We start from the raw sequence: 24,435 nt of genomic DNA, 5'->3' as shown, positions 1-24,435 counted from the left end.
ACATCTGCGTGGGTCGCAACGGCGATAATCCCGCCTCCCCCCTGTTTATCGCAATCCCTGCTGGGTATAACGTCGGCCAATCCAAGGTGCGTGCGGGATTCGCGCGTGGCCCGTAAACTTGCAGCAAATGGGGGCATAATGGCCGGCTCAGTGAATAAAGTGATCCTAATCGGGAATCTGGGGCGCGATCCCGAAGTGCGTTCGTTCCAGAACGGCGGCAAAGTGTGCAACCTGCGCATCGCGACATCCGAGACATGGAAAGACCGCAACACCGGCGAGCGCCGCGAAAAGACCGAATGGCATTCGGTGGCAATCTTTCAGGAAGGGCTTGTGCGCATTGCAGAGCAATACCTGAAGAAAGGTTCCAAAGTATATATCGAAGGCCAACTGCAAACCCGCAAATGGCAAGACCAGTCCGGTCAAGATAAATACAGCACCGAAGTTGTCCTGCAGGGCTTTGGCGGCACGCTGACCATGCTCGATGGCCGCGACGGTGGTGGTTCCGGTGGTGGTGGCAACTACGGCGGCGGCGGTGGCGGCTACGACAGTGGCCCGTCGGATCAGGGCGGCTACGGCGGCGGCTATGACAGTGGCCCCTCGGGCGGCGGCAACGACGGTGGTCGCGGTTCCTCGCGCGATCTGGATGATGAAATTCCATTTTGATATCAATCGGATACCAAACGTAATTAAGGCGGGGAATTCCCCGCCTTTTTCGTTGTCTTGACTTAAAACGGGTGGGCGTCGCGCCCTAGTGGCGTTCGGCCAGCGCGTCGTCCAGCAGCTGCAGCACCGCGTCCCTGGGGACATCGGCGGTGACAAATGCGTCGCCAATGCTGCGGGCCAGAATAAAGCGCAGCTTGCCGTCGATGACCTTTTTATCCTGCCCCATCAGATCAAGCAGATAGGCGGCGTCCGGCAGATCTCCGTCGATGTCGCGCAGGTCGGTTTTCATCCCCATGGCCCGCAGATGCGCGCGGACGCGGCTGGGGTCCTCTTGCGCGCAAAGCCCCAAACGGGCGGACAATTCAAACGCCATCGCACAGCCGATCGCCACACCTTCGCCATGCAGCAACCGGTCGGAATAGCCCGTCGCCGCCTCTAGCGCGTGGCAAAAGGTATGGCCAAGGTTCAAAAGCGCGCGATCGCCGTGTTCCTTTTCGTCGCGCAGCACGATATCGGCCTTCATCTGGACAGACCGGCGCACCGCCTCTACGCGCAGCGCCATATCGCCAGCGGCCATCGCGGGAGCGTTCACTTCGAGCCAGTCAAAGAAGGCCGCATCCCCCAGCAGCCCGTATTTGACGACCTCGCCATATCCGGCGAGGAAATCACGCGCCTGCAATGTGCCAAGCACGGCCGTATCGGCCAATACAAGGGACGGCTGATGAAACGCGCCGACAAGGTTCTTGCCCTGTGATACGTTGATCCCCGTCTTGCCCCCGACCGAACTGTCGACCTGTGCCAGAAGCGAGGTCGGGATTTGCACAAAGCGCACGCCACGGCGCAGGATCGCGGCGGCAAAGCCCACCAGATCACCGATGACACCGCCGCCAAAGGCAATCACGACATCGTTGCGTTCGACCTTCTGATCCATCAGCCAATCGACCGTGCGGGTCAGCTCTGCCCAGCATTTCGTCGCCTCGCCCGGCGGCAATGCCAGCGCCTCGACGTTGATGTCAGCGGCGTCCAGTCCGGCGCGTAAACTGTCCAGATGGTGCGCCGCAACCGTTTCATCACTGACCACCACAACACGTTTGCGGCGCAACAGCGGGGCAATCAACGCGCCTGCTTGCGCCAGCAGATCGGGGCCGATCACCACATCATAGGCGCGGCCCTCAAGACCGACATGAACCGTTTCTCGCATCACAGCACCTCAAGTACATCTGGACGATCCGCCAGCGCATCCACCACGCGCTGCGCCATCGCGTCAATCGACAGCGCCGGCGTGCTGGCAACCGTCATATCCGCAAGCCGGTAGATCGGCACACGTTTTTCGTAAAGCTCGGTCAGGGTCCCGCGCGGGTCGGCGGTGCGCAGCAACGGGCGCGAGGTCTTGTACCGCACACGGTTCCACAGCAGGTCAAGATCCGCATCCAGCCACACCGACAACCCGCGGGCCGAGATATTCTCGCGGTTGGCTTCCGCCAGAAAGGCACCGCCGCCGGTCGACAGGATGCCGGGCTCTTTATCCAGCAGACGCGAGATCACTTCGGTCTCGCGCTTGCGAAAGAAGGGCTCGCCGTCGCGCTCAAAGATTTCGGGCACGGTCAGATTGGCAGCGGCCTCTATCTCGTGGTCGCTGTCCACAAAGGGCACGCCGAGTTTCGCGGCCAAAGCGCGGCCCACGGCGGTTTTACCTGCGCCCATCATACCCACCATGACAACCGTCTTCTTAAGATGGTACCGAGGGGTGTTTTGGGCCGTATCGGCTGGGGATTGCTGAATTTCGCTCATTCTTGTGTGAATGACGTGATCTTGCCCAAAAGGCCATATATAGAATAGTCAAAAGATGCAGAAGAAAGCAGGCGGATTCCATGGGCAAGCTGATCAAGTTTCTGATTTACCTCGCAATTATTGGGTTCATCGGCCTTGCGGTCTATGCCTATGTGGGGCCGTTCTTCGGGGCGGACTTTGCACCACCCCAGGTCGAAATCCGCGAATCCGTGACGTTGGAGCAGCAATGATCCGATTTGTCAGGCAGCTAAGCGTTTTTTGCCTGATTGCCCTCCCCCTTGGTGTCGCCGCGCAAACCGCGGCGCAGAATGACCGCAACGCGCCTTTGTCGGTGATCGACTGGCTCGGCGAACGTCCCAAGACGCCGCAACCGACGCGCAAGGCCCCCGTCAAGCCGGACGAGGCCCCCGTGGCGCGGACCGCGCTGCCGCCTGTCGTGACCGTAGCCCCCTTGGGCAAAGGCGGGCCGCGCGCTATCGGGTTGGTGCCAACCAAGGTCACAGGGCTGCCGCAGGATCTATGGACAGGCAGCACCGCGGAAGATATCGCCCATCAGCTTGACCGTCTGCCAGAGCTTCACCTGCCCGTCGCCCATTCGCTGCTGTTCACCCTGCTGCTGGCACAAGCGACCGCGCCGCAGGGGGACGCGAAACAGGGCGATGCGCTTGCCCTCGCCCGTGTGCGCACCTTGTTGGATGCTGCGGCGCTTGACCCTGCGATGTCGCTGATCGAACAGGCGGGCGTCGAGACCTCGCCGGATCACTTTGACCTCTGGATGCAGGTGAGCCTGCTTTTGGGCACCGAAGACCGCGCCTGCCTGCGGCTGAAGGACAAGCCCTTCCTGACAACGGATTATGGCGTGCGCATCCTTTGCGCTGCGCGGTCGGGGGAATGGGACACGGCGGCGCTGACGCTGGGGTCTGCCCAAGCGCTGGCGCTGCTGCCCGAAAGCGATCTGTCGTTGCTGGACCGGTTCCTCAACCCTGACCTCTACGAAGGGGCCGCGCCCCTGCCCGGCCCGCGCGAGATGACGCCGCTCAAGTTCCGGCTTCTTGAAGCGATCGGAGAGCCGCAGCCCACGCGGAACCTGACTGCCGCCTATGCGGTGGCCGATCTGCGCGATATCGCGGGCTGGAAGGCGCAGCTGGATGCGGCGGAGCGTCTGACCCGTATCGGGGCCCTGCCCGACAACCGGTTTCTGGGCATTTATACCGACCGTGAGCCTGCGGCCTCTGGCGGGGTGTGGGACCGTGTCGAAGCGCTCCAGCGGTTCGACACGGCCATGTCCAGCGGCAATACAGAGGCAATCGCCAAAGCCCTGCGCCCCGCGTGGCGCGCCATGCAGCAGGCCGAAACCGAAGTGACCTTCGCCACCCTCTATGCCGAGGATTTACAGGGCACCGACCTTAACGGTGCCAGCGCCGCCCTGCGGGACCGTATCCTGCTGCTGTCACCGCTTTACGAGCAGGTTGCCAACGCTGATGCGACACCGGCAGAGATTACATTCCTCTCGCAGATCGCGCGCGGCGAGGCCCCGAAAACCACGCCCGACATCCCCCACGCACAGGGGATTGCCAGCGCTTTCACGACCCCGACACCGCGCAAGGGGCTGGTCGAGATGGCACAGAACGGTCAGTTGGGCAGCGCTATCCTGCATACGATTGCGCTTCTAGAGGATGGTGCCCGCGGTGACACGGCTGCCCTGCGCGATGCGATCTCTACCCTAAGGGCCTTGGGGCTGGAAGATGCCGCACGCCGGGCTGCCCTGCAAACGTCTCTGCTGGAGCGGAACTGATGCAGACCGAATTGCTGCACTGGATTTCGACCTTCCTAGAGGCGCAGGCGGCGGAACTGGGCGCGGCCACGAACACGCAACTCGCCTATGGGCGCGACCTGAAGGATTTTGACAGTTTCCTCGCCCGCCGCGCATTGGATTTCGTCTCGGTCGGTCGCGCGGATATCGAAGCCTATCTGGTCTGGTGCGACGCGCAGGGGCTTGCCAAATCCACCCGCGCACGGCGGCTGTCGGCGATCAAACAGCTGTACCGTTTCGCATTTGAAGAAGGGTGGCGCACGGATAACCCCGCGATCCAGATTGCGGGTCCGGGGCAAGACAAACGTCTGCCCAAGGTGCTGTCGGAGGACGAGGTTGACCAGCTGCTCAACGCGGCGCGCCGCTCGGGGCGCAACACCTCGGACCAGCTGCGCAACACCTGTTTGATGGAGCTGCTCTACGCCACCGGCATGCGGGTGAGCGAGTTGGTGAGCCTTCGGGTCAGCGCGGCCCGCGGCGATCCGCGCTTGCTGTTGATTATGGGCAAAGGCGGCAAGGAACGTCTGGTGCCCTTGTCCGACCCCGCGCGCGAGGCGCTGGCGGCATGGCTGGTGCAGCGAGATAGAACCGACGAGGCCGCACAGGCCAAGGGCAAACCCGCGTCGATCTACCTGTTCCCCAGTCGCGGCAGCGCCGGATATCTGACGCGCCACCGCTTCTATCTGCTGATCAAGGAATTTGCCCTGACCGCCGGTGTTGATCCGTCCAAGGTCACCCCCCACACCCTACGACACGCCTTTGCAACGCATCTGCTGGCCAACGGGGCCGATCTGCGGGCGATCCAGACGATGCTGGGGCACGCCGATGTCGCCACGACCGAAATCTACACCCATGTGCTAGAGGCACGTTTGTCCGAGCTGGTGCTGGAAAATCATCCGCTGGCCAAGGCGGGGCGGCGCAGTGCCGGCGGCAAGACATCCTCTGACGGCCAGTGACCCGTCTCTAGCGCCTTGTGGTAGCCTTGGGTCAGCCCCGCCTGCACCATCGCGCCGGCGGCGGCGGCATGGTCATAGTCAAGCCGGTGAAACAACACCTGCCCCGCATCAAGCACCGCAAAACGGGTCTGCGGTGCGCCATCGTTGGGCGGCATGCCGATGACACCGGCGTTGATCCACATCCCCCGCGCTGTCTGCCGTTCAAACGCCACCCCGCAGTGCCCGGCGATGATCCCGTCCACCGGACCGATGCTCCGCTCCACCGCCTCCCACTCCGCGTCGAAAACGGCCTTGGGCGAGACGGGCCAGATGAAGCGGGCGATATCATGGTGCCCCCCGTGGATCACGGCATAGCGCTTTCCGGCGTGGTGAAAGCTGAGGATATCCGGCACCTGCCCCATCCAGTCACGCTGCGCTTGGGTGATCTGCGCGCTGGCGTAGCCGTACCAGCCGACCGACAGCAGATCGCAGGCGCTGCCATCCTCGAACCCGCAGCCGCAATCCATCGCACCTGCGGCAAGTTGCTTTTCACAATTTCCCGCCACCACCGCGATGCCGCTGTCCTGCATCCTGTCGCTGACGGCATGGGCATCGGCGCAATAGGCTACCACGTCGCCGGTGCAAATCATCCGGTCCGACCCCACCCCTAAGGCCCGCGCGCGGTCAAACAGCGCGTCAAGCGCCTGCCGGTTGGAATATGGCCCGCCGAACAGCACAATCGGCCCGTTCAATTCTCCCAAATCTTGATGGTTCACCCTGCTCATCCCTTGAATGAAACCGCACACACGCCCATAACCCTATGAGCAAACGGATAAGGTATACTCACAAATGGACACGGCCCCCGCAATCCTAGACGGCGCATTTTGGATCAGCAGCGGTATCATCCTGTTCCTTCTGGTGCTTTCCGGCTTCTTCTCGGGGTCTGAAACGGCGCTGACGGCGGCATCGCGGGGCAAGCTGCGGGGTCAGGCGGATAAAGGGTCCAAGGGGGCGGAACGTGCGCTCAAGATCACCGAGGATAACGAGCGGCTGATCGGCTCTGTCCTGCTGGGCAACAATCTTGTGAACATTCTTGCAGCCTCGCTTGCGACGGCGCTGTTCACGCGGGTCTTTGGCGAATCCGGTGTGGCGCTGGCGACGCTGGTGATGACGCTGCTGGTTCTGATCTTTGCCGAGGTTCTGCCCAAGACCTATGCGATCACCAATGCTGAAACCGCCGCCGCAGCCGTGTCGCGGCCCATTGCGCTGGTGGTGCTGATCTTCAGCCCCGTGGTGTCAGCCGTGCGGTTTCTGGTCCGCGGCATCCTGCGTCTTTTCGGCGTGACGATCGACCCTGACAGCAACATCCTTGCCGTGCGCGAGGAAATCGCGGGGGCGCTCCAAATCGGCCGCTCCGAAGGGGTGGTAGAGAAGGAAGACCGCGACCGCATTCTAGGCGCGCTTGATCTGCGCGAACGCATGGTGGAAGAGGTCATGCTCCACCGGTCAGGGATCGAGATGATCGATGCCGCCGATGACCCTTCGCAGATCCTTGAACAGATCCTGGAAAGCAACCACACCCGCCTGCCCGTCTACCGCGACGACCCCGAGAACATCATCGGTGTGATCCATGCCAAAGACCTGCTGCGTGCCATGTACAAGCACATCAGCGGTGCCGAGGATGACAAACCGTTCAAGACGTTCAAAATCGCCGATATCGCGATGAAACCCTATTTCGTGCCCGAGACATCTACGCTGGACGAACAGATGCGCCAGTTCCTACGGCGCCGCACCCATTTTGCGCTGGTGGTGGATGAATATGGCTCGCTTCAGGGGTTGATCACGCTCGAGGATATCCTTGAAGAGATTGTGGGCGAGATCACCGATGAATTCGACCCAGATGCGGACCACGGCGTGACCAAGGCCGAGGACGGGCAATATTTCGTCGATGGGGCCATGACGATCCGCGACCTCAACCGCGCCACGGAATGGGACTTGCCCGACGAAGAGGCCAATACCGTCGCCGGTCTGGTGATCCACGAAGCGCAGATGATCCCGACGCCCAATCAGGTGTTCTCTTTCCACGGGTTCCGGTTCGAGGTCATCGCCCGCGATGGCAACCGGATCACACAGCTGAAAATCCGCCCCCTGTAAAAGCCGCCCTCAGGTGGTGTCGGTGTCATTGTCCATCTTTGGCGCGTCATCCTCGGTATCACTGTGCTTTACCGCGTCACGGACCGCATCGCGCACGTCTTGGCTGGCGCTTTCCATCAACTGCGCCCGGTCGGGTTCAAAGTCGATCTTGGCAAGCGCGCGTCTGAGGTGGCGCTCGGCAGCCTTGCGCGCGGCCATGCGTAGCCCCTCGTCAGGGTGCCGCATCAGGCCGTTCAGCGTGGCTTGAAGCCGCTGCTGCACCTCGACCACCGTACACCCGTCCCGCGCCAACGCGCCAAAAGCGTCCTGCATCAGGTCGGACGGGTCCAGCGGTGCGACATAGATGTGGTCCAGCACCTCGTCGCGGTCGTTTTCGGTCTCATCCTCGTAAAAGCTCAGGATGCGGCCAATGCGGGTGATCACGTCGATCGCGGTGCCGGGGTCATTTACGCCGGGCGACAGCGCCTTTGACGCGACCTCTCCCATCACGATGAGACCAAAGCGCGGATCTTGGTCATAGGTCCGCAAATCGCCGATGGTGATACTGGCATTGATCCCTGCATGCAGCGTTTCATCGGTGTGTTCATCGTCCTTGGGCTGCCCCACGCGGTCGATCATCATCAAAGGTTCGTTGACGAAAACAAAGCTGCCGATGTTGCGCTTGAGATAGATCTTCACCCCGTGGTTTTCCGCCACGGTATTCAACGCTTCGGGATAGATATGCTGGATATAGCCGTTTTCATCCGCGGTGAACGGCTTTGCACTGTCGGGAATATCACCCGTCAGCGGATTGGCCCCGAGGCAGGGATTATGCAGGCGTTCCTTGAAGGTGCGGCGTGTCTGATCCTCCACCTGTCGCGAGGTATCGATCAGGCTGCCAAAGGTCTGCAAATGCAGCACCCATCGGATCAGGCTGAACACGATCACCGTCAATACGATCACCGTCATCACGAACAACACGAAAGACCGCTTGTCGTCGAACACCCCAAGCTCGCGCAGGATGATGGCGATCAGCGCATAGACATAGGCCCCGATAAAGACGGCCAGCGTATTCTGGGTGGTGCGGTCCTGCACGATCAAGCGGTGAATGCGCGGCGTCCATTGGGTCGAGGTGCTGCGATATACCGTGACCATGACGCTAAGCGAAAAGGTGGTGACCGCAAGCATCGCGTTGGCGATGATCGACAGCAACCGGTCCGCCGCACTGCCGGTCAGATAGGTCGCGAGCGACTGCGGGATCCAGCGTTCGATCAACATGCTCAGCAGCAGCGACAAGACCGCCAACAACCCCATGATCAGCACCCGCACCCACAGCTTGCGGCTGTATTCACGGCCCTTGCGGAGCAGTGTCGATGGCAAAAGGAAGTCAAAGTTCATAGGGTATGTCCGCGTGATGAAGTGCCATGTTCAACAAGCTTGCGCGGAGATCACCTGGCTTACAAGCCCAACGCCCTATGCCGCCCGATGGTTCAAAAATGCAGGGCTAAATCAGCGGGCGGGACTGATGCTATGGTCTTACGGTGGTTGAACAATCTGGCTATGGTCGGTGTATGAGCCATGACATCCCCATCATCCTGCTGGCCGCGGGGCAATCCTCGCGGATGCGGGGGCGGGACAAACTGCAAGAGATCGTGGAGGGCGAACCCCTGCTGCGCCGACAGGCACGGATCGCGCGGGCGGCGACGCGAGGGGCGGTCATTGTGGCCCTGCCACCTGCGCCCCACCCTCGCTATGCGCTTGTGGCTGATATGGAGGTTGAAGCGCTCCCCGTTGCCGATGCGGCAGAGGGGATGAACGCCTCGCTCCGCGCGGGGTTTGCGACCCTTCCCGCCGGTACGCCTGCCGCGATGGTGCTGCTTGCCGACCTGCCAGAGCTGACTGAAAATGACTTGAACACCGTCTTTCACGCCGTTGATATTAAATCAAATTACACGATATGGCGCGGTGCGACGGCGGATGGAAAGCCGGGTCACCCGACGGTATTTGCAGCCTGCCATTTTGATCATTTTGCACGGATGCAAGGTGACACCGGCGGGAAAGAGATCATTGCACAGGCCCAGGACCAGACGCTGCTGATCCCCCTGCCGGACAACCGCGCGCGACTGGACCTTGATACGCCCGAAGCATGGGCCGCATGGCGCGCGGCGCGCTGACCGGCCCCTAACCACGTACCCCTCAACACGAAAAAAACGGGACAGTCGCCTGCCCCGTTCTTCGCCCTGCACCCCCACAAGGGGATGCAGGCCTGTTGCTGCATATATTGTGGCGCTTACTTCGTCAGAAGTTTCGCCTCGTGCTTTTTCAGCGTGCGGCGCGCGGCGACATAGCCGTCCACCCCTTCGCGCGTTGCCAGTTCCGGGAAAAGCTCCAGGATCTCGTTGCGTTGCGCGTTGCCGACGCCTGCAAGGCTCATATCGCCCGGCTGGAAGCTTTCGGTCCATGTGCCGTCAGACAGGATCACCTCGTGCTGGTCGAACATCACGTGGATGTAGGTCGTGCCAGAGGTTTCCACGATATCAACACCTTCCAGACCGGTCAGGTGTTTCGCCGCGACCAGAACCTCGCGCTCTTCGAAGTAGAGCGCTGTCTTGTCGTTGGCCACCAGAACGCGGTGGTTGGGGCTGACCAGCATGTCACGCTCGGGCAGATTGTTGCCCAAAGCGCCCTGACGGATCAGAACCGGCAGCAGATGCGCTTTATGCGCCAGCTCTTGTCCGGTCATCTCGCGGGCACCGACCCAGCGGATTTCCTGGATACCGTTGTCACGGGTGATGACACGGTCGCCCACCACCAGATCTTCGACCCGACGTTCCCCTTTCGGCGTAGCGATCAAGGTGCCCGGCGTGAAGCAGGGAATGATCTCTTCGATGTTGGTGAAGTCGAGACGACCGGTCTCAGTGCCGGACGCATCCGTAAAGACGATTGTACCGTCGATGCCATCGTTGGGGCTGTCGCCGTCGATTGTGTCACCGGCATCATTATCCGGCGTGACGTTTTCAAGACGATAACCGCCGCCGGGGCTCAGCGCGCCTCTCAGATCGATGACGTCGTAGTCGGAGGCATCTGTGCCGGCACCGCCGTCGATGGTGTCGCCACCGTTGACGTTGGTGAAGGTATCGCGCCCGTCGTTACCTTGCAGGCTATCATTGCCCGCGCCACCGCTGATGATGTCGTCGCCGCCACCTGCGCTGATGGTATCGTCGCCTTCACCGCCTTCGATGGTGTCGTTGCCAAAGCCACCCAGCAGGCTGTCGTCGCCGTCGCCGCCGTCGATGCTGTCGTTGTCTTCACCGCCATCGATGGTGTCGTCACCCTCGCCACCGAACAAGATGTCGTCGCCGCGCACACCGCTGATGGAATCGTCACCGGTCCCACCGTCTACGGTATCATTGTCACCGGCCGCGATGATCGTGTCGTTTCCGGCACCCCCGAGGATGGAGTCATCGCCAAAGCCCCCAAGGATGGAGTCATCGCCGTCACCGCCGTCGATGGTGTCGTTGCCCTGACCACCGTCGATGGTGTCGTTCCCGGCACCGCCTTTAACGTCGTCGTTGCCATTGCCCGCGAGGATGGAGTCGTCACCGTCCCCCCCATCAATCTCATCATGGCCCTGTGCGCCGCGGATGGTGTCGTTGCCTTGACCGCCCAAGATCGTATCGTCGCCCTGACCGCCATCCAGGCTGTCATCGTCAATGCCACCGTCGATGTAGTCGTCATCGGCACCACCGAGGATGGTGTCGTTGTCGTCTTCACCGTACAGCACGTCATTGCCGGCACCGCCTTCGATATAGTCCTTGCCGTTGTTCGGCTGCGGATCGGTGGCGTCGACTTCCTCGCCCTCGTAGCCGGCGATCGGTTCGTTACCAAAGCCACCATAGATGGTGTCATTGCCTTCGCCGCCATACAGGCTGTCGGACCCGTGGCTGCCGATGATGCTGTCGTCGCCGTCGTCGCCGTAGACCTCATCGTCATCGATACCCGCGTTGATAGAATCGTCGCCCGTACCGCCGTAGATGGTATCAGAGTCGTCGCCGGTGCGGATCGTATCGTTACCGCTGCCGCCATCGACGAAATCACGACCATCGTCCTTGTTCGGATCTCCGGAGTTGAAGAAGGGGTTGGGTCGCCCACCGACGGTCGGCTGATCATTCGCATAATCAGAGAAGGTGTCGATACCCGCTTCGATCAGATCGTCACCGTCACCGCCATAGATTTCGTCCGCACCTTGGACATCCGTGATGGTGTCGTTGCCGCTGCCGCCATAGATGGTGTCGTTGTCGATGCCGCCTTCGATGACATCATCATCGTCGCCACCGTCGATATAGTCGGCATCATCACCGCCATCGATCGTATCATTCCCTGCGCCGCCGATCAGCGTGTCTTTGTCGTCGTTGGGGTTGGTATCCTGATCAAAGGGTGTGGAGACCAAAGGAACGTCCGTGTCGGGCACGCCAATCGCACCGGGCTTGTTGCCAATCAGTACGTCGTCACCCTCACCACCGACGAGGGAGTCGTTGCCGTCACCACCGATCAGGCTGTCATCATATTTACCACCGTCGATGGTATCATTGCCGCCCTGGCCATCGATGGTATCATCACCACCGCCAGCGTTCACCACGTCGTTGCCGTCACCGGTCAAGACATTTTCATCACCGCCAGAGCCTGTGACCGTATCGTCACCGCCACCCAGTTCGAGTCTCTCGATCTCCGAGAATTCGGTGGTGCCGGACCCGTTGGTCAGTGTCCCTTCCTCTTTGTCGGTGAAAGTGACTGTCAGGTCGTCATCCACAGCCGTACTGTCGATCACATCGCCGTCGGTTTCGCCGCTTTCGCCGCCGATGATAACGTCGTTATCGACGCCATCGGTCAGCGTGAACGTGTCGTCGCCCGCGCCGCCGTCAACGGTATCGTCGCCCAAACCGCTGTCGATCGTGTCGTCGCCACCGTTACCAAAGATCGTATCGTTGATCCCGTCGGTGCCGTCGATCTGGTCGCCTTGGGCATCGGTGTAGCCCGGTGCCATATCCTCGCCAGAGTCCAGACCATCAACAGGACCGGCCATCTCTTCGCCGATGATGTTTTCGATCTCGGTGAATTTGAACGAGCCCGCGGATGTGCCGTCGGCGTTGTACAGATCAACCGTACCGTTCTGACCATTGCCGTTGCTATCTGGTTCCAGATCACGCAAGCGGAAATTGAGGCCAGTCAGATCAAGCGTGTCATCGTCGGTGTTGAGCGCAGGGTCGGCATTGAAGCCGCCTGCACCACCGTCAACCTCATCGCCATTGGTGCCGCCAAAGATAGTATCCTTGCCCGCACCGCCGCTGATGTTGTCTTTGCCTTCACCGCCAGTCAGCTGGTCATCACCGTCGCCGCCGATCAGCGTATCGTCGTCGTCACCGCCAAACAGCGTGTCATCGCCAGCGCCGCCGTCGATCAGGTCATCGCCCTCGTCGCCCATCAACAGGTCATTGCCGGCACCCCCGTCAACGCCGCCCACGGGCGCGTCAAAATAGACATCGGTGATGTTGATGCCCGCGTGATTGCCGGGCGACAGGCTTTGATCCATCGTGTGGGTAATCTCGAGGTATTCGACCGGGCCTTCGATGTTCACTAGGGCAGAGTGGTAGGGATCGGTATCGGGGCCATTACCCCCGCCGCTGATCAGGGTTTCGTAACCGCCAACGCCGTCTTGGTTGTGGGCATTGATGCCGCTGCCTGCATCGACCTTGATCGGCGTCCGTGTCCCATCGGGACCAACCGCCACGATGACGACTTTCGACGCGTTATCAATGTCATTGATGCGGAAGCTGATGTTGGTCACATCCTTGGAGAAATCCAAACGATAGGTCGCGCTCTCGCCATCCTGGTTCGCCAGCGAGGCCAAAGAGCTGTTGGCATTGGTCGCCTGACCGTCGCCAGTGATCGAATGCACCTTTTGCTGGTCCGTCGAGAATGTCGTCTCGGGTGTTTCATTGCTGCCCGTGACCGAGAAGGTCACATTGACGTTGCCCGTGTCCTGAACAAAGCCACCGCCCAGATTGTCGTTATTATCGACAGCAGAGGTATCGTGGGGGTCTGGTGCCTTGTCCCACTCAAAGCTCTCACGCTCTGTCGTGCCGCCGGGCGTAGAGGCGCCGCCGGTGTTGTTGTCGCCATAGATCGTGTCATTGCCAGTGCCACCGGAAATGGTGTCATCGCCGTGGTTGCCTTCGATCGAATCGTGGCCCGCGTTGCCTTCGATGCTGTCGTTGCCGCCTTCACCAAAGATCGTGTCGTTGCCATTCCCGCCGGTCAGCACATCGTCGCCACCAACGGTGCCATCGGTTGGGGACGTGCTGTCATCGCTCACGGTATAGGTTTTGGCGATGTGGTCGTATTTGATCGATGGCAGGTTAGAGTTGTGGCTGACGAAATCGTAGGATTTGCCGACTTCCAGCGGTTTGTCTGTCACGAAACCGACGGCATCGTCGCCGTCAAAGTTCACGACGTAGACTGTCACATCCTGCGAGGAATCTACTGCGCCTTCGGGGCGCACAATATAGGAATACTCGGGGATGATCTTGTCACCGGAGTTTTCGGTATTGTCATCCAATTTGGTGGTTTTCGCCAAGGTTTGCGAGTTGTCGTTGTCATTCAACTTATCGTCGTCATCATTGATGCCAACCGCGACAGGTGCTGAATTTTCGTTGATGGTGAACGACTTGCCAGACAGATCGCCGGAGCCCACATCGCTATTCTGGAAGGGGCTTGAACCGCCAGCCACCGTCACATTTGCCAGATCCCACGTCAGAACGGTATGATCCGCACCCGACACAGGCTCAACAGTCTTCGAGACGGGCTGCGCTTTGGTCAGGCCGGCGCTATCGCCAAAGATGATGTCATCGCCTTCGCCGCCGTGCAGCGTGTCGTTGCCGACAGTGCCGTCGTCATCCGCCAGCAAGGCCGCGGGGTTGTCAAAGAACACGTCGGTTACATTGACGCCCGAGTTGCCGCTTGTGGCACCGGTGTGGATGAACTCGATCCGCGATACGGGACCGTCGATGGACACGTTGACGGAATACTTGCTCGACGAGGGGGAATCGTCGCCGCCCTCGCTGGTGGCCGTGTCCACGCCGAACTTGCCGTCACTGTCCGTCAGCTTCACTTTGCCGGAGCTGCTGTTGGCGATCATATCGACGTCGATCATCTTGCCGGATGCGTCGTAGGCCAGCACTTTCACCGCGCCTCTGTTGTCGATGTCGTTCACGTTGAAGGACACATTGCCAACGGCCTCGTCAAACCGCAGTTCGAACTTGGTTTCACCGGTGCAGTTGGCCAGCGATTCAAAGGAGCTGTTGTCGTTCACGCCATGGGCATCGCCCTCGACATTGCCGGTGAACTGTTTGCTGTCGCTGAATTCCTGATCCGCATTGTTCTTCGGCGAAAAGCTCTTGAGCTCGAATGTGACGTTGACGGTGCCGGTATTCTGGGTGAACCCGCCCTTGAGGTTGTCATTGTCGTCGATCGCGGAGCCGTCCCCAGATGGGTCAGGTGCCTTGGACCATTCAAAGCTTTCGCGGGTGTCGCCGTAGTTGCCCTTGGTCGCGCCATCACCGATCAGGATGTCGTTGCCCTTGCCCCCGTCAACATAATCATTGCCCGACCCTGCAACGACCGTATCATTCCCCAAACCCGCGTTGACCGTATCATTGCCGCCACGTGCGAGGATGATGTCATCATTGGACCCGACGTTGCCGAATACCGCGTCGTTACCGTCAACACGGTCTCCGCTTGGGTCATCATTATAGCTGGCGTCGATCTTGTTGCCCTGCTGGTTACCGTCCACGATCCCGTTCGGTCCGTCGGCCGGAGCCTCGGTCGCGGTTTTCTCGGCTTCGGCGGTCGAGGTTTTTCCAAAGAGCCACAGTTTATTCAAAAAGATGGTCATATCGGTCGTCTCCAAAATCAGGTCAGGCACGCTACGGTTGTACCGTCAGCCGTAAAACTAGGGTGCCCAGTCATGGGCGAAGCTTATTAATTCACATGGCACCAATTCTGTGCCGGGGTACTAAGGCGGGACAAAGCAACGCCCTGCCCGCGACGCTGCTGCAATGAAACATACGGCGCGCGGACGGGTGCATCGCGTGACACGCCCAAATCTGCAGCCGTTTGGATACGGGTCATTTGTGTTCTTGTTGTGATCCGAAAACGGCGCTTCGGGGAAGAAATCAAGACGGTGTCGGCAGCGGCGGAGCAACGCAGAGTTGCAACATCACCCATACCCGAACGGTCCGGCAGTCGTGGTCTGTAGATACAGTTTCCCATCAGTTTCTCCTCCTTCCGCCAACGTGGCGGGCCGTTAAAAAACGGCGCACAATACCCCTAACAAAGCTCCGCGGTCACAGACGACACACAAAGAACTCTACCGTCCTGAAGGGAGGATCAGCCGAAGACAGCTGCCCGCTGCCGCGCAACCGGCAGTGGTATATTCATCGGCTCTTAAGAGCCAAGCGAACACATCTTCCCCGCACAACATGTGCGTTCGATGCGGTCGCCCCCGAAACCTAAAAAACTTTGCCCCCCAGTTGGGCACGTTCTTATTACCTACCCGTTGACGTTGCTGGAAGGAAAAAATGGCAAGAATTCGCAGACGCGCCTCTTTTCCGCCTTTTTTGACTCGACGGCGGCGCGGAATATGCACTCATAGGTAGCACATTGTTTCCCATCTCAGGGTGCGAATTTCGATGATGTGGGTGGTTTTTGGGATTTTTCACTTAATTTTAATGATTTCCCAAACCCAGCCCTCGGCACTGTTTCGCAGGCAGACACAATAAACCATCTTTGCGATTAAATTCGGCGTGGCGGGACTGTGGCGGCGCGTAAATTCGCGATTTGGAACCAATAGCTTGCGACCGCGCCCATTTTTTCGAAAACGCCGCCAGTTTGCCAGCGCGAAACCGAATCGCAATACCACCTAAAGGATAGCCTTCGGTACCTCAGGTGGGATGCCATATGCCGATTATTTAGGCCCGACACCATAAGTTTGACACGAGGACATGCGTTTGAGCGAACATCTGCCGCTACAACCGCAAGAGGGTATTTTGGTCAAATTCGCAGCAAAATCCCACTGTCTCATGATGTTAGGGGGTGATATTTACCGCGCGACAAGTATGCTGATCCAACAGATACAGGAACATGGCGTCGTCACTTGGCCTCTGCCACCACCAGAAGAAGCGTTTGATGAGCAGTCGGAAAATCAAGAATATGGAAGAGTTTGCCGCCGTCAGCGGGATCTCCCGTCCGACGCTTTCCAAGTTCTTCAACGACCCCACCAGCGTGCGTAGCAGCACCCGCAAACGGGTTGAGGCAGCGCTTGACCGATATGACTATCGGCCCAATCTTTACGCCATGAACCAGAACCGCCGTTTGACCAAGAACATCGGCGTCGTGGTGCCGCATCTGGCCGACCCTTTCTTTGCCAAGATTGCCCGCACGATCGAAGAGCACATCTTGCGGCAGGGCTTCCGGCCCGTTCTGCTCGGGTCGCACGGCAGCCCCGAGATGGAGCTGGAGAACTTGGAAAACCTGCGCATGTTGAAACCGGCGGGCGTATTGCTGGCCGCTTTCGGGCGCAGTTCTGATCACGCGCAGATCCAGACCTTTACCGAAGAGGTCCCTACCGTCCTGTTCGATGCGAACATCGATAAGGTCGGCAAGGCGTTCATAGGCTCCAACAATGAACAAAGCGTTGATCTGATCGTCGACTATCTGTGCCGCACGGGCGAGCCGCCTGCCTTTTTCGAGATGAAAGACCCGATGAACCCCAACGCCTACAAACGGCGGGCGGCCTATGTCAGGGCGATGGAACGTGTGGGCCAGACGCCGCATCTGATCCAGGTCGGCGGCGAGGGATGGGAATTCGAAGAGATCGGGTTTCGCGAAGGCACCCGCGTGATCCGCGACCGGAGCCTGCCGTCGAAAACAATACTGTGCAGCAACGACCGTTTGGCCATCGGGCTGTTGTCCGCCATTTTCGAGGCAGGGATGAGCGTCGGGATCGAGGCAGGCCACGACTTCCGCGTCGCGGGCCATGACGACCATCCTTTCTCGCGCTTCACCTGCCCACGTCTAACCACCGTGTCCCAAGACTACGAAGCCATTGCCGAGAAAAGCGCGACCACCCTGCTGGCGCTGATCGAGGCAGATGATTCTCTTGATTCGCGTACAGAGACGCTGTTTGACGGCAAGCTTGTGCTCAGGGGATCTGCCTAGGCAATTGAAAACAATCACCTAAATCGCAAAACTAGACGCGCGTAAAATTCAAATTGACGCGAGTTCATCAATAGCCGTAAGCTTGTCGCTAACATCTCATCAGGGAGGTAGAAGATGTTTGTTTTGAACGCGTTTCGAACGGCGACCGCCATTTCACTTTTGACGGCAGCCGCTGCTTCTGCGGATACGATCACAATCGCTACAGTCAACAACGGCGATATGATCCGGATGCAGGGTTTTACCGATGATTTTACTGCCAAAACCGGCCACGAGGTTGAATGGGTCACGCTGGAGGAGAACGTCCTGCGTCAACGTGTGACCACGGACATCACCACCAAAGGTGGGCAGTTCGACATCATGACCATCGGCATGTACGAGACCCCGATCTGGGGCAAGCAAGGCTGGCTGGTTCCGCTGGACGATCTGTCTGCAGAATATGACACCGACGACATCCTGCCCGCGATGCGCGGCGGTCTGAGCGTCGACGGCACGCTTTATGCGGCCCCGTTCTATGGCGAAAGCTCCATGATCATGTACCGCAAGGACCTGATGGAGAAAGCCGGACTGGAGATGCCCGACGCGCCCACATGGGAATTCGTCGCTGAAGCCGCCCGCGCCATGACCGACCGTGACGCCGGCATCAACGGCATCTGTCTGCGTGGCAAGGCCGGTTGGGGCGAGAATATGGCGTTCCTCACCGCGACAGCAAACGCCTTTGGGGCACGCTGGTTCGACGAAAGCTGGACTGCGCAGTTTGACCAGCCCGCATGGAAAGAAACGCTTGAGTTCTATGTGAACCTGATGAACGACGCGGGCCCTCCGGGTGCGGCGAACAACGGGTTCAACGAAAACCTGTCGCTGTTCCAGCAGGGCAAATGCGGCATGTGGATCGACGCGACTGTTGCGGCGTCCTTTGTGACCAACCCAACAGATTCCACCGTCGCGGATCAGGTCGGCTTTGCGCTGGCTCCTGACACCGGCAAAGGTAAACGCGGCAACTGGCTGTGGGCTTGGGCGCTTGGCATCCCTGCTGGCACCGATAACGAAGCCGCCGCGAAAGAATTCATCGAATGGGCCACGTCCAAAGAGTATCTTGAGCTGGTCGCCGAGAAAGACGGTTGGGCAAATGTTCCTCCCGGCACGCGGACATCGCTGTACGAAAACGCCGAATACAAAAAGGTGCCTTTCGCGCAGATGACACTGGACAGCATCCTGTCGGCTGATCCCACCGCGCCAACTGTCGATCCGGTGCCCTACGTCGGTGTGCAGTTTGCAGCTATCCCGGAGTTCGCAGGCATCGCCACACAGGTCGGACAAGAGTTCTCTGCCGCGCTGGCAGGACAGCAGTCCGTCGATGAAGCCCTGGCCAACGCCCAAGCGTTGACCACCGATGAGATGGAAGCCGCCGGCTACTGATCTGATCGCCCTCGGGGCCAGTCGGCAAAGCTCCCCCTTGCTGACTGGCCCCTTTTTTCCAACACGTGCATGATCGTCCGGGACGGCCCTAGCCCGTCAACGGAGGAGGTATATTCAATGGCAACGCAACACTCACGATCGGCCGCCCGTCTGATGATGGCCCCCGCTGTCGTGCTGCTTCTGGGATGGATGCTCGTCCCCCTGACGATGACGCTGTATTTTTCCTTTCGCAAATACCTGCCCCTGCGCGGCGGTGATCTGGGATGGGTCGGGTTTGACAACTACGTCCGCTTTGTATCGTCCAGCGCCTTCTGGCCGTCGGTTCAGGCGACACTGGTGATCGTGGGCGGCGTCCTGTTCATCACCGTCGTTCTGGGTGTGTTGCTGGCCGTGTTGCTGAACCAGCCGATGTGGGGTCAAGGGATCGTTCGGATCCTCGTGATTGCACCGTTCTTCGTGATGCCGACCGTATCGGCGCTGGTCTGGAAGAACATGTTCATGGATCCGGTTAACGGGCTGCTCGCCCACCTGTGGGGCCTGTTTGGGGCTGAACCGCTGGTGTGGCTGACCGAAGCCTCGACGCAATCCATCATTCTGATCGTCAGCTGGCAGTGGCTGCCCTTTGCGACGCTGATCCTGCTGACCGCAATCCAGTCGCTGGACAGTGAACAACTGGAGGCCGCCGAGATGGACGGCGCATCGCCCGTCAAACGCTTTGGTTTCATCACTCTGCCCCACCTGTCGCGGGCGATCACGGTGGTGGTGCTGATCCAGACGATCTTTTTGCTCTCTATCTTTGCCGAAATTTTCGTGACCACCCAAGGCGCCTTTGGCACCAAAACCCTGACCTATCTGATCTTCCAGCGTGTGCTGGAAAGCCAGAACATCGGGCTCGGCTCTGCCGGCGGTGTCTATGCCATCATCCTCGCCAATATCGTTGCCATCTTCCTGATGCGCATGGTTGGCAAGAACCTCGACGCATAAGGAGCCCGTCATGGCACGTGCAACGACCACACAACGCAAGGCTCTGAACACCGCACTCGCATGGGGCGTCGGGCTGCTGATTTTCTTCCCGATCCTCTGGACCATCCTGACCAGCTTCAAGACCGAAGCCCAGGCGATTGCAGACCCGCCGGTATTCCTGTTCTTTGACTGGACACTGGAGAACTACGCCGCGGTGCAGGAACGTTCGAACTACGGCCGGTTCTTGTGGAATTCGGTGGTGATCGCGGGGGGCTCTACCATTCTGGGCATCCTGATCGCCGTTCCCGCCGCCTGGTCGATGGCTTTTGTTCCCTCCAACCGGACCAAAGATATCCTGCTGTGGATGCTGTCCACAAAGATGCTGCCAGCGGTCGGGGTGCTTTATCCGATCTACCTGATCTTTATCCGATTGGGTCTGCTGGACAGCAAACTGGGTCTGGTGATCGTGCTGATGCTGATCAACCTGCCGATCATTATCTGGATGCTCTACACCTACTTCAAGGAAATCCCCGGAGAGATCCTAGAGGCGGCCCGTATGGATGGTGCCAGCCTGCGCGAAGAGGTGCTGTATATCCTCACGCCGATGGCGATCCCCGGCATCGCATCCACGCTGCTTCTGAACGTGATCCTCGCCTGGAACGAAGCCTTCTGGACCCTCAACCTCGCCGCCGCCAAGGCTGCCCCTCTGACGGCCTTTATTGCCAGCTACTCCAGCCCCGAAGGGTTGTTCTATGCCAAGCTTAGCGCGGCCTCGACCATGGCCATCGCGCCGATCCTCATCCTTGGCTGGTTCAGCCAGAAACAACTTGTCAGCGGCCTGACCTTTGGCGCAGTGAAATAAGGAAACAACACCATGGGACGCATCACATTAGACAAGGTTTCCAAACGCTTCGGTGACGTCGAAGTCATCCCGCCGCTGGACCTGACCATCGAAGACGGCGAATTCACCGTGTTTGTCGGCCCCTCGGGCTGCGGCAAATCCACCTTGCTGCGCCTAATTGCAGGACTCGAAGATACCTCTGGCGGGCAAATCCGCATCGACAAACAGGACGCCACCCATGTGCCCCCCGCCAAGCGCGGTCTGGCGATGGTGTTCCAGTCCTACGCGCTGTATCCGCATATGTCCGTGCGCAAGAACATCGCCTTTCCGATGCGCATGGCGGGCATACCCGTGGACGAACAGAACCGCCGCATTGATGCCGCAGCGAAAGCGCTGAACCTGACCGCCTATCTGGACCGCAAACCCGGCCAGCTGTCGGGCGGGCAACGCCAGCGTGTCGCGATTGGTCGGGCGATTGTCCGTGAACCCGCGGCCTTCCTGTTCGACGAACCGCTGTCCAACCTTGACGCTGCTTTGCGCGTGGGCATGCGGCTTGAGATCTCCGAGCTGCATAAACGGCTTGAGACGACGATGATCTACGTGACCCATGATCAGGTCGAAGCGATGACCATGGCCGACAAGATCGTGGTGCTTCAGGCCGGTGTGATCGAACAGGTCGGCTCCCCGCTTGAACTTTACCACACCCCCCGCAACACCTTTGTCGCGGGCTTTATCGGGTCGCCCAAGATGAACCTGATCTCGGGCCCCGAGGCGGCCAAACACGATGCGCATACCATCGGCATCCGCCCGGAACACATCGACGTATCGACAACCGAAGGCACCTGGAGCGGCGTCGTCAAAGTGTCTGAGCATTTGGGGTCGGACACGTTCTTCCACGTCTATGACACCGGCCTGACCGAGATGATGACCGTCCGCGCCCGCGGCGAAGTGGGCTTGCGCCACGGCGACCGAGTGTTCCTGACCCCGCGCGAGGACTCGCTTCACCGCTTCGACGCCAACGGCCTACGCATCGCATGAAGCGCCGCGCGCCCCTGCCCTTTAACTTTGCTTCCTACGAAAGCGGTCTCATGAATGAACCGACCATAACAAACACCGACGCGCCGCTTCTGGTGCCGCTGTCCCTGGATCGCCTTGGTGACCTGCCCGCCCGTATTGGTACGCCCGATTACGATCGCGCCGCGCTCTCTGCGGGGATCATCCACATCGGTCTGGGCAATTTCCACCGCGCCCATCAGGCGTGGTATCTGCACAAGCTGATGCAGCAGAATCTGGCGCAGGACTGGGCACTGATCGGTGCTGGCGTGCGGGCCTATGACAGCGCAATGCGCGACAAGCTTAAAGCGCAGGACTATCTGACCACCTTGATCGAGCTTGCCCCCGGTCGTGTCACGGCAGAGGTCGTCGGCTCTATGATCGACTACACCCCTATCGCCGAAGACAACGCGCCGCTGATTGCCGCGATGGCGGATCCCGCGATCCGCATCGTATCGTTGACCGTGACCGAGGGCGGCTATTTCATCGACCCCGAAACCGGCGGGCTTGATCTGACCCATGCCGATATCCAGCATGACCGCGCGCAGCCCGATCAGCCCAAGACGGTTTTCGGGGCGATCATTGCAGCGCTCAAGCTGCGGCGCGATGCGGGCCACGGTCCGTTTACCGTCCAAAGCTGCGACAACCTGCGCGGCAATGGCACCGCCACGCGCCAGGCGGTCGTGACCCTCGCCCGCCAAAGCGACACGGCGCTTGCCCAGTGGATCGAGCAAAACTGCAGCTTCCCGAACTCTATGGTGGATTGCATCGTGCCCGCCACCGGCCCTGACGAGATTGCGCTGGCGCAAAGCCTTGGCGTCGATGACGCGGCACCGGTAACCCACGAGAACTACCGCCAATGGGTGATCGAAGACGACTTCTGCGCCGGACGCCCCGACTGGGACAAGGCGGGGGCGATCTTTACCGACGCGGTGCATGACTATGAGGCAATGAAAATCCGCATCCTCAACGCAGGGCATCAGGTCTTGGCCAACGCCGGAGAGTTGCTGGGCTTGGAAACCATCGCCGATTGCATGGCGCACCCGTTGACCTCTGCCATGTTCCGCAAGATCGAGGCCGAAGAAATTGCGCCTTACGTCGCCCCCGTGCCCGGTCAAGAACCAGCGGCCTATGTGGATTTGATCGCCAAACGTTTCGCCAACCCCGCGATCCGCGACACCACACGGCGCGTGGCTTTTGACGGGTCATCACGGCATCCGGGGTTTGTCCTGCCGGTCCTGCGCGACGCCTTGGCGGCCAAGGGCAGTTGCTCCGGTCTGGCCTTGGTAGAGGCGCTATGGGCCCGTATGTGTGCAGGCACCCGCATGGACGGGACAGAGATCGAGCCGAACGACCCGCAGTGGGCGCGCCTCAACGCTGTGGCCCTGGCCGCGCGCGAAGCACCCCAGCTCTGGCTTGCGCAGCGTCATATCTATGGCGATCTGGCGGAGCATCAGGCTTTTGCCCAGGCGTTTGAACACTGGCTCTCGCTCATCTGGGCAGAAGGCTGCGAGGCCGCGCTTGCGGTCTATACCGATCAGCCGGATGTGGCCGCCGCATTGGCCGGTGACCGCGCGGGGATCGGGCAATGATCCTGTGTTGCGGGGAGGCATTGATCGATATGGTCGCGGCCCCGTCGCTCGACGGGCCGGACGGGTTTGTGCCCCATTCGGGCGGCGCGGTCTTTAACACCGCTATCGCGCTTGGCCGATTGGGTGCCCGCACGGGCATGCTTACCGGATTGTCGCGCGATATGTTCGGCGACCAACTCGCCGATGCGTTGAAGGCCAGTGACGTGGATACCACGCATATCATCCGCTCTGACCGTCCTAGCACATTGGCTTTTGTGAAACTTGAAGATGGGCAGGCAAGCTATTCATTCTTCGACGAAAACTCCGCCGGTCGGATGATCCGCCCCGAGGATATGCCAGCGCTGCCGAGCGATATCACCGCGCTTTTCTTTGGCGGTATCAGCCTTGCCAGCGATCCCAGTGCCAGCGCATATGCAGCCTTGCTGGAACGTCAGGGCGGGCCGCGGGCGGTGATGATCGACCCCAACATCCGCCCCCTCTTCATCACTGACGCAGAGGGCTACCGCCGCCGGATGGCGGCGATGATCAGCCAAGCGGATATCGTCAAAGTCTCGGACGAGGATCTTGACTGGCTGAACCCCGCCCCGTTGACGCAGGCCGAAAAGATCAGCGCAATGCTCGAGACCGGTCCGTCGGTCGTGATTGTCACCCAAGGGGCCGAGGGTGCCATAGCAACGCTTGCAGACGGCACATCCATCACGGTGCCCGCGGTAAAGACCAACGTCGTCGATACAATCGGTGCCGGTGATACGTTCAATGCGGGATTTCTGGCGAAGCTGTCCGAACTGGACCTGTTGACGCCCGAAGCCCTTGGCACTCTTGATCCCGACGCTTTGCGCGACGCGATGACTTATGGTGCCCGCGTTGCCGCCATCACCGTGTCGCGCGCCGGTGCCAACCCGCCTTGGGCGAACGAGCTTTAACGCAGACCACACCCCCAGACGGACCCTTTCACAAAGC

The 24,435-nt window shown here is 60.1% G+C and carries 18 protein-coding genes; 13 read left to right on the top strand and 5 right to left on the bottom strand.

Annotated elements, in window-relative coordinates:
• Positions 1-138 precede the first annotated feature (138 nt).
• Positions 139-663 carry a single-stranded DNA-binding protein gene (locus tag B4F27_RS05290; protein WP_005853386.1) on the top strand — a complete coding sequence of 175 codons (525 nt, stop codon included), beginning with the start codon at positions 139-141 and terminating at the stop codon, positions 661-663.
• Between the two features lie 85 nt (positions 664-748).
• Here B4F27_RS05290 and aroB read toward each other — a convergent pair whose 3' ends face one another.
• Positions 749-1,864, bottom strand: a complete 1,116-nt coding sequence (gene aroB / locus B4F27_RS05285) for a 3-dehydroquinate synthase (RefSeq protein ID WP_286759066.1) — start codon at positions 1,862-1,864, stop codon at positions 749-751.
• On the bottom strand, positions 1,864-2,454 hold the full coding sequence (locus B4F27_RS05280) for a shikimate kinase (RefSeq protein ID WP_286759065.1): 591 nt from the start codon (positions 2,452-2,454) through the stop codon (positions 1,864-1,866). Before B4F27_RS05280 ends, aroB begins: the two co-directional genes overlap by 1 nt.
• 80 nt (positions 2,455-2,534) lie before the next feature.
• On the opposite strand from B4F27_RS05280, the gene B4F27_RS05275 reads away from it, so the two are divergent.
• Genes B4F27_RS05275 through B4F27_RS05265 form a run of 3 tightly spaced genes read left to right on the top strand, consistent with a single transcriptional unit; the run spans position 2,535 to position 5,223 of the window.
• Positions 2,535-2,684, top strand: a complete 150-nt coding sequence (locus tag B4F27_RS05275) for a hypothetical protein (protein ID WP_005853380.1) — start codon at positions 2,535-2,537, stop codon at positions 2,682-2,684.
• Positions 2,681-4,249, top strand: a complete 1,569-nt coding sequence (locus B4F27_RS05270) for a hypothetical protein (RefSeq protein WP_286759064.1) — start codon at positions 2,681-2,683, stop codon at positions 4,247-4,249. The genes B4F27_RS05275 and B4F27_RS05270 overlap by 4 nt, the downstream gene beginning before the upstream one ends.
• Positions 4,249-5,223, top strand: coding sequence for a site-specific tyrosine recombinase XerD (locus B4F27_RS05265; RefSeq protein ID WP_286759063.1), 975 nt, complete (start codon positions 4,249-4,251; stop codon positions 5,221-5,223). Before B4F27_RS05270 ends, B4F27_RS05265 begins: the two co-directional genes overlap by 1 nt.
• Here the strand turns inward: B4F27_RS05265 and B4F27_RS05260 are convergent.
• Positions 5,160-5,987 (bottom strand): metallophosphoesterase family protein, encoded by an 828-nt coding sequence (locus B4F27_RS05260; protein ID WP_286759062.1) that lies wholly within the window; start codon positions 5,985-5,987, stop codon positions 5,160-5,162. The genes B4F27_RS05265 and B4F27_RS05260 overlap by 64 nt on opposite strands.
• Before the next feature lie 64 nt (positions 5,988-6,051).
• On the opposite strand from B4F27_RS05260, the gene B4F27_RS05255 reads away from it, so the two are divergent.
• Entirely contained in the window at positions 6,052-7,356 is a 1,305-nt protein-coding gene (locus B4F27_RS05255; protein WP_064215721.1) for an HlyC/CorC family transporter, read from the top strand.
• Positions 7,357-7,365: 9 nt separating this feature from the next.
• On the opposite strand, the gene B4F27_RS05250 is transcribed toward B4F27_RS05255, so the two are convergent.
• On the bottom strand, positions 7,366-8,733 hold the full coding sequence (locus B4F27_RS05250; protein WP_286759061.1) for a DUF2254 domain-containing protein: 1,368 nt from the start codon (positions 8,731-8,733) through the stop codon (positions 7,366-7,368).
• A gap of 173 nt (positions 8,734-8,906) precedes the next feature.
• Here B4F27_RS05250 and B4F27_RS05245 point away from each other — a divergent pair, with 173 nt between their 5' ends.
• Positions 8,907-9,509, top strand: a complete 603-nt coding sequence (locus B4F27_RS05245; protein ID WP_286759060.1) for a nucleotidyltransferase family protein — start codon at positions 8,907-8,909, stop codon at positions 9,507-9,509.
• A gap of 116 nt (positions 9,510-9,625) precedes the next feature.
• Here the strand turns inward: B4F27_RS05245 and B4F27_RS05240 are convergent, their stop codons facing one another.
• Complete coding sequence (locus tag B4F27_RS05240) at positions 9,626-15,316, bottom strand: Hint domain-containing protein (RefSeq protein WP_414717684.1); 5,691 nt, start codon at positions 15,314-15,316, stop codon at positions 9,626-9,628.
• A 1,262-nt stretch (positions 15,317-16,578) separates the two neighbouring features.
• On the opposite strand from B4F27_RS05240, the gene B4F27_RS05235 reads away from it, so the two are divergent.
• The 7 genes from B4F27_RS05235 (at position 16,579) to B4F27_RS05205 (ending at position 24,398) form a co-directional block, all read left to right on the top strand.
• Entirely contained in the window at positions 16,579-17,610 is a 1,032-nt protein-coding gene (locus B4F27_RS05235) for a LacI family DNA-binding transcriptional regulator (RefSeq protein WP_286759058.1), read from the top strand.
• 114 nt (positions 17,611-17,724) lie between these two features.
• Entirely contained in the window at positions 17,725-19,026 is a 1,302-nt protein-coding gene (locus B4F27_RS05230) for an ABC transporter substrate-binding protein (RefSeq protein ID WP_037944212.1), read from the top strand.
• 117 nt (positions 19,027-19,143) lie between these two features.
• Complete coding sequence (locus tag B4F27_RS05225; RefSeq protein WP_005853360.1) at positions 19,144-20,010, top strand: carbohydrate ABC transporter permease; 867 nt, start codon at positions 19,144-19,146, stop codon at positions 20,008-20,010.
• Positions 20,011-20,020: 10 nt separating this feature from the next.
• Positions 20,021-20,851, top strand: a complete 831-nt coding sequence (locus B4F27_RS05220; RefSeq protein ID WP_286759057.1) for a carbohydrate ABC transporter permease — start codon at positions 20,021-20,023, stop codon at positions 20,849-20,851.
• Between the two features lie 12 nt (positions 20,852-20,863).
• Complete coding sequence (locus tag B4F27_RS05215; RefSeq protein WP_286759056.1) at positions 20,864-21,868, top strand: ABC transporter ATP-binding protein; 1,005 nt, start codon at positions 20,864-20,866, stop codon at positions 21,866-21,868.
• A 50-nt stretch (positions 21,869-21,918) separates the two neighbouring features.
• Positions 21,919-23,475: a mannitol dehydrogenase family protein gene (locus tag B4F27_RS05210; protein ID WP_286759055.1), complete on the top strand. Its 1,557-nt coding sequence runs from the start codon at positions 21,919-21,921 to the stop codon at positions 23,473-23,475.
• Complete coding sequence (locus B4F27_RS05205) at positions 23,472-24,398, top strand: carbohydrate kinase family protein (RefSeq protein ID WP_286759054.1); 927 nt, start codon at positions 23,472-23,474, stop codon at positions 24,396-24,398. The genes B4F27_RS05210 and B4F27_RS05205 overlap by 4 nt, the downstream gene beginning before the upstream one ends.
• Positions 24,399-24,435 lie beyond the last annotated feature (37 nt).

The sequence above is a fragment of the Sulfitobacter sp. UBA1132 genome (genome assembly GCF_002311545.1).
GTDB classification, from domain to species: domain Bacteria; phylum Pseudomonadota; class Alphaproteobacteria; order Rhodobacterales; family Rhodobacteraceae; genus Sulfitobacter; species Sulfitobacter pontiacus.
This window is presented reverse-complemented; position numbering and strand designations above follow the sequence as displayed.

What these genes read in the sequence shown, in the direction of transcription:
- B4F27_RS05275 (WP_005853380.1), top strand. Translation starts at nt 2,535, where the DNA reads ATGGGCAAGCTGATCAAGTTTCTGATTTACCTCGCAATTATTGGGTTC.
- B4F27_RS05235 (WP_286759058.1), top strand. Translation starts at nt 16,579, where the DNA reads ATGAGCAGTCGGAAAATCAAGAATATGGAAGAGTTTGCCGCCGTCAGC.
- B4F27_RS05250 (WP_286759061.1), bottom strand. Translation starts at nt 8,733, where the DNA reads ATGAACTTTGACTTCCTTTTGCCATCGACACTGCTCCGCAAGGGCCGT.
- B4F27_RS05280 (WP_286759065.1), bottom strand. Translation starts at nt 2,454, where the DNA reads ATGAGCGAAATTCAGCAATCCCCAGCCGATACGGCCCAAAACACCCCT.
- B4F27_RS05205 (WP_286759054.1), top strand. Translation starts at nt 23,472, where the DNA reads ATGATCCTGTGTTGCGGGGAGGCATTGATCGATATGGTCGCGGCCCCG.
- B4F27_RS05210 (WP_286759055.1), top strand. Translation starts at nt 21,919, where the DNA reads ATGAATGAACCGACCATAACAAACACCGACGCGCCGCTTCTGGTGCCG.
- B4F27_RS05255 (WP_064215721.1), top strand. Translation starts at nt 6,052, where the DNA reads ATGGACACGGCCCCCGCAATCCTAGACGGCGCATTTTGGATCAGCAGC.
- B4F27_RS05220 (WP_286759057.1), top strand. Translation starts at nt 20,021, where the DNA reads ATGGCACGTGCAACGACCACACAACGCAAGGCTCTGAACACCGCACTC.
- B4F27_RS05260 (WP_286759062.1), bottom strand. Translation starts at nt 5,987, where the DNA reads ATGAGCAGGGTGAACCATCAAGATTTGGGAGAATTGAACGGGCCGATT.
- B4F27_RS05225 (WP_005853360.1), top strand. Translation starts at nt 19,144, where the DNA reads ATGGCAACGCAACACTCACGATCGGCCGCCCGTCTGATGATGGCCCCC.
- B4F27_RS05290 (WP_005853386.1), top strand. Translation starts at nt 139, where the DNA reads ATGGCCGGCTCAGTGAATAAAGTGATCCTAATCGGGAATCTGGGGCGC.
- aroB (WP_286759066.1), bottom strand. Translation starts at nt 1,864, where the DNA reads ATGCGAGAAACGGTTCATGTCGGTCTTGAGGGCCGCGCCTATGATGTG.
- B4F27_RS05265 (WP_286759063.1), top strand. Translation starts at nt 4,249, where the DNA reads ATGCAGACCGAATTGCTGCACTGGATTTCGACCTTCCTAGAGGCGCAG.
- B4F27_RS05245 (WP_286759060.1), top strand. Translation starts at nt 8,907, where the DNA reads ATGAGCCATGACATCCCCATCATCCTGCTGGCCGCGGGGCAATCCTCG.
- B4F27_RS05215 (WP_286759056.1), top strand. Translation starts at nt 20,864, where the DNA reads ATGGGACGCATCACATTAGACAAGGTTTCCAAACGCTTCGGTGACGTC.
- B4F27_RS05230 (WP_037944212.1), top strand. Translation starts at nt 17,725, where the DNA reads ATGTTTGTTTTGAACGCGTTTCGAACGGCGACCGCCATTTCACTTTTG.
- B4F27_RS05270 (WP_286759064.1), top strand. Translation starts at nt 2,681, where the DNA reads ATGATCCGATTTGTCAGGCAGCTAAGCGTTTTTTGCCTGATTGCCCTC.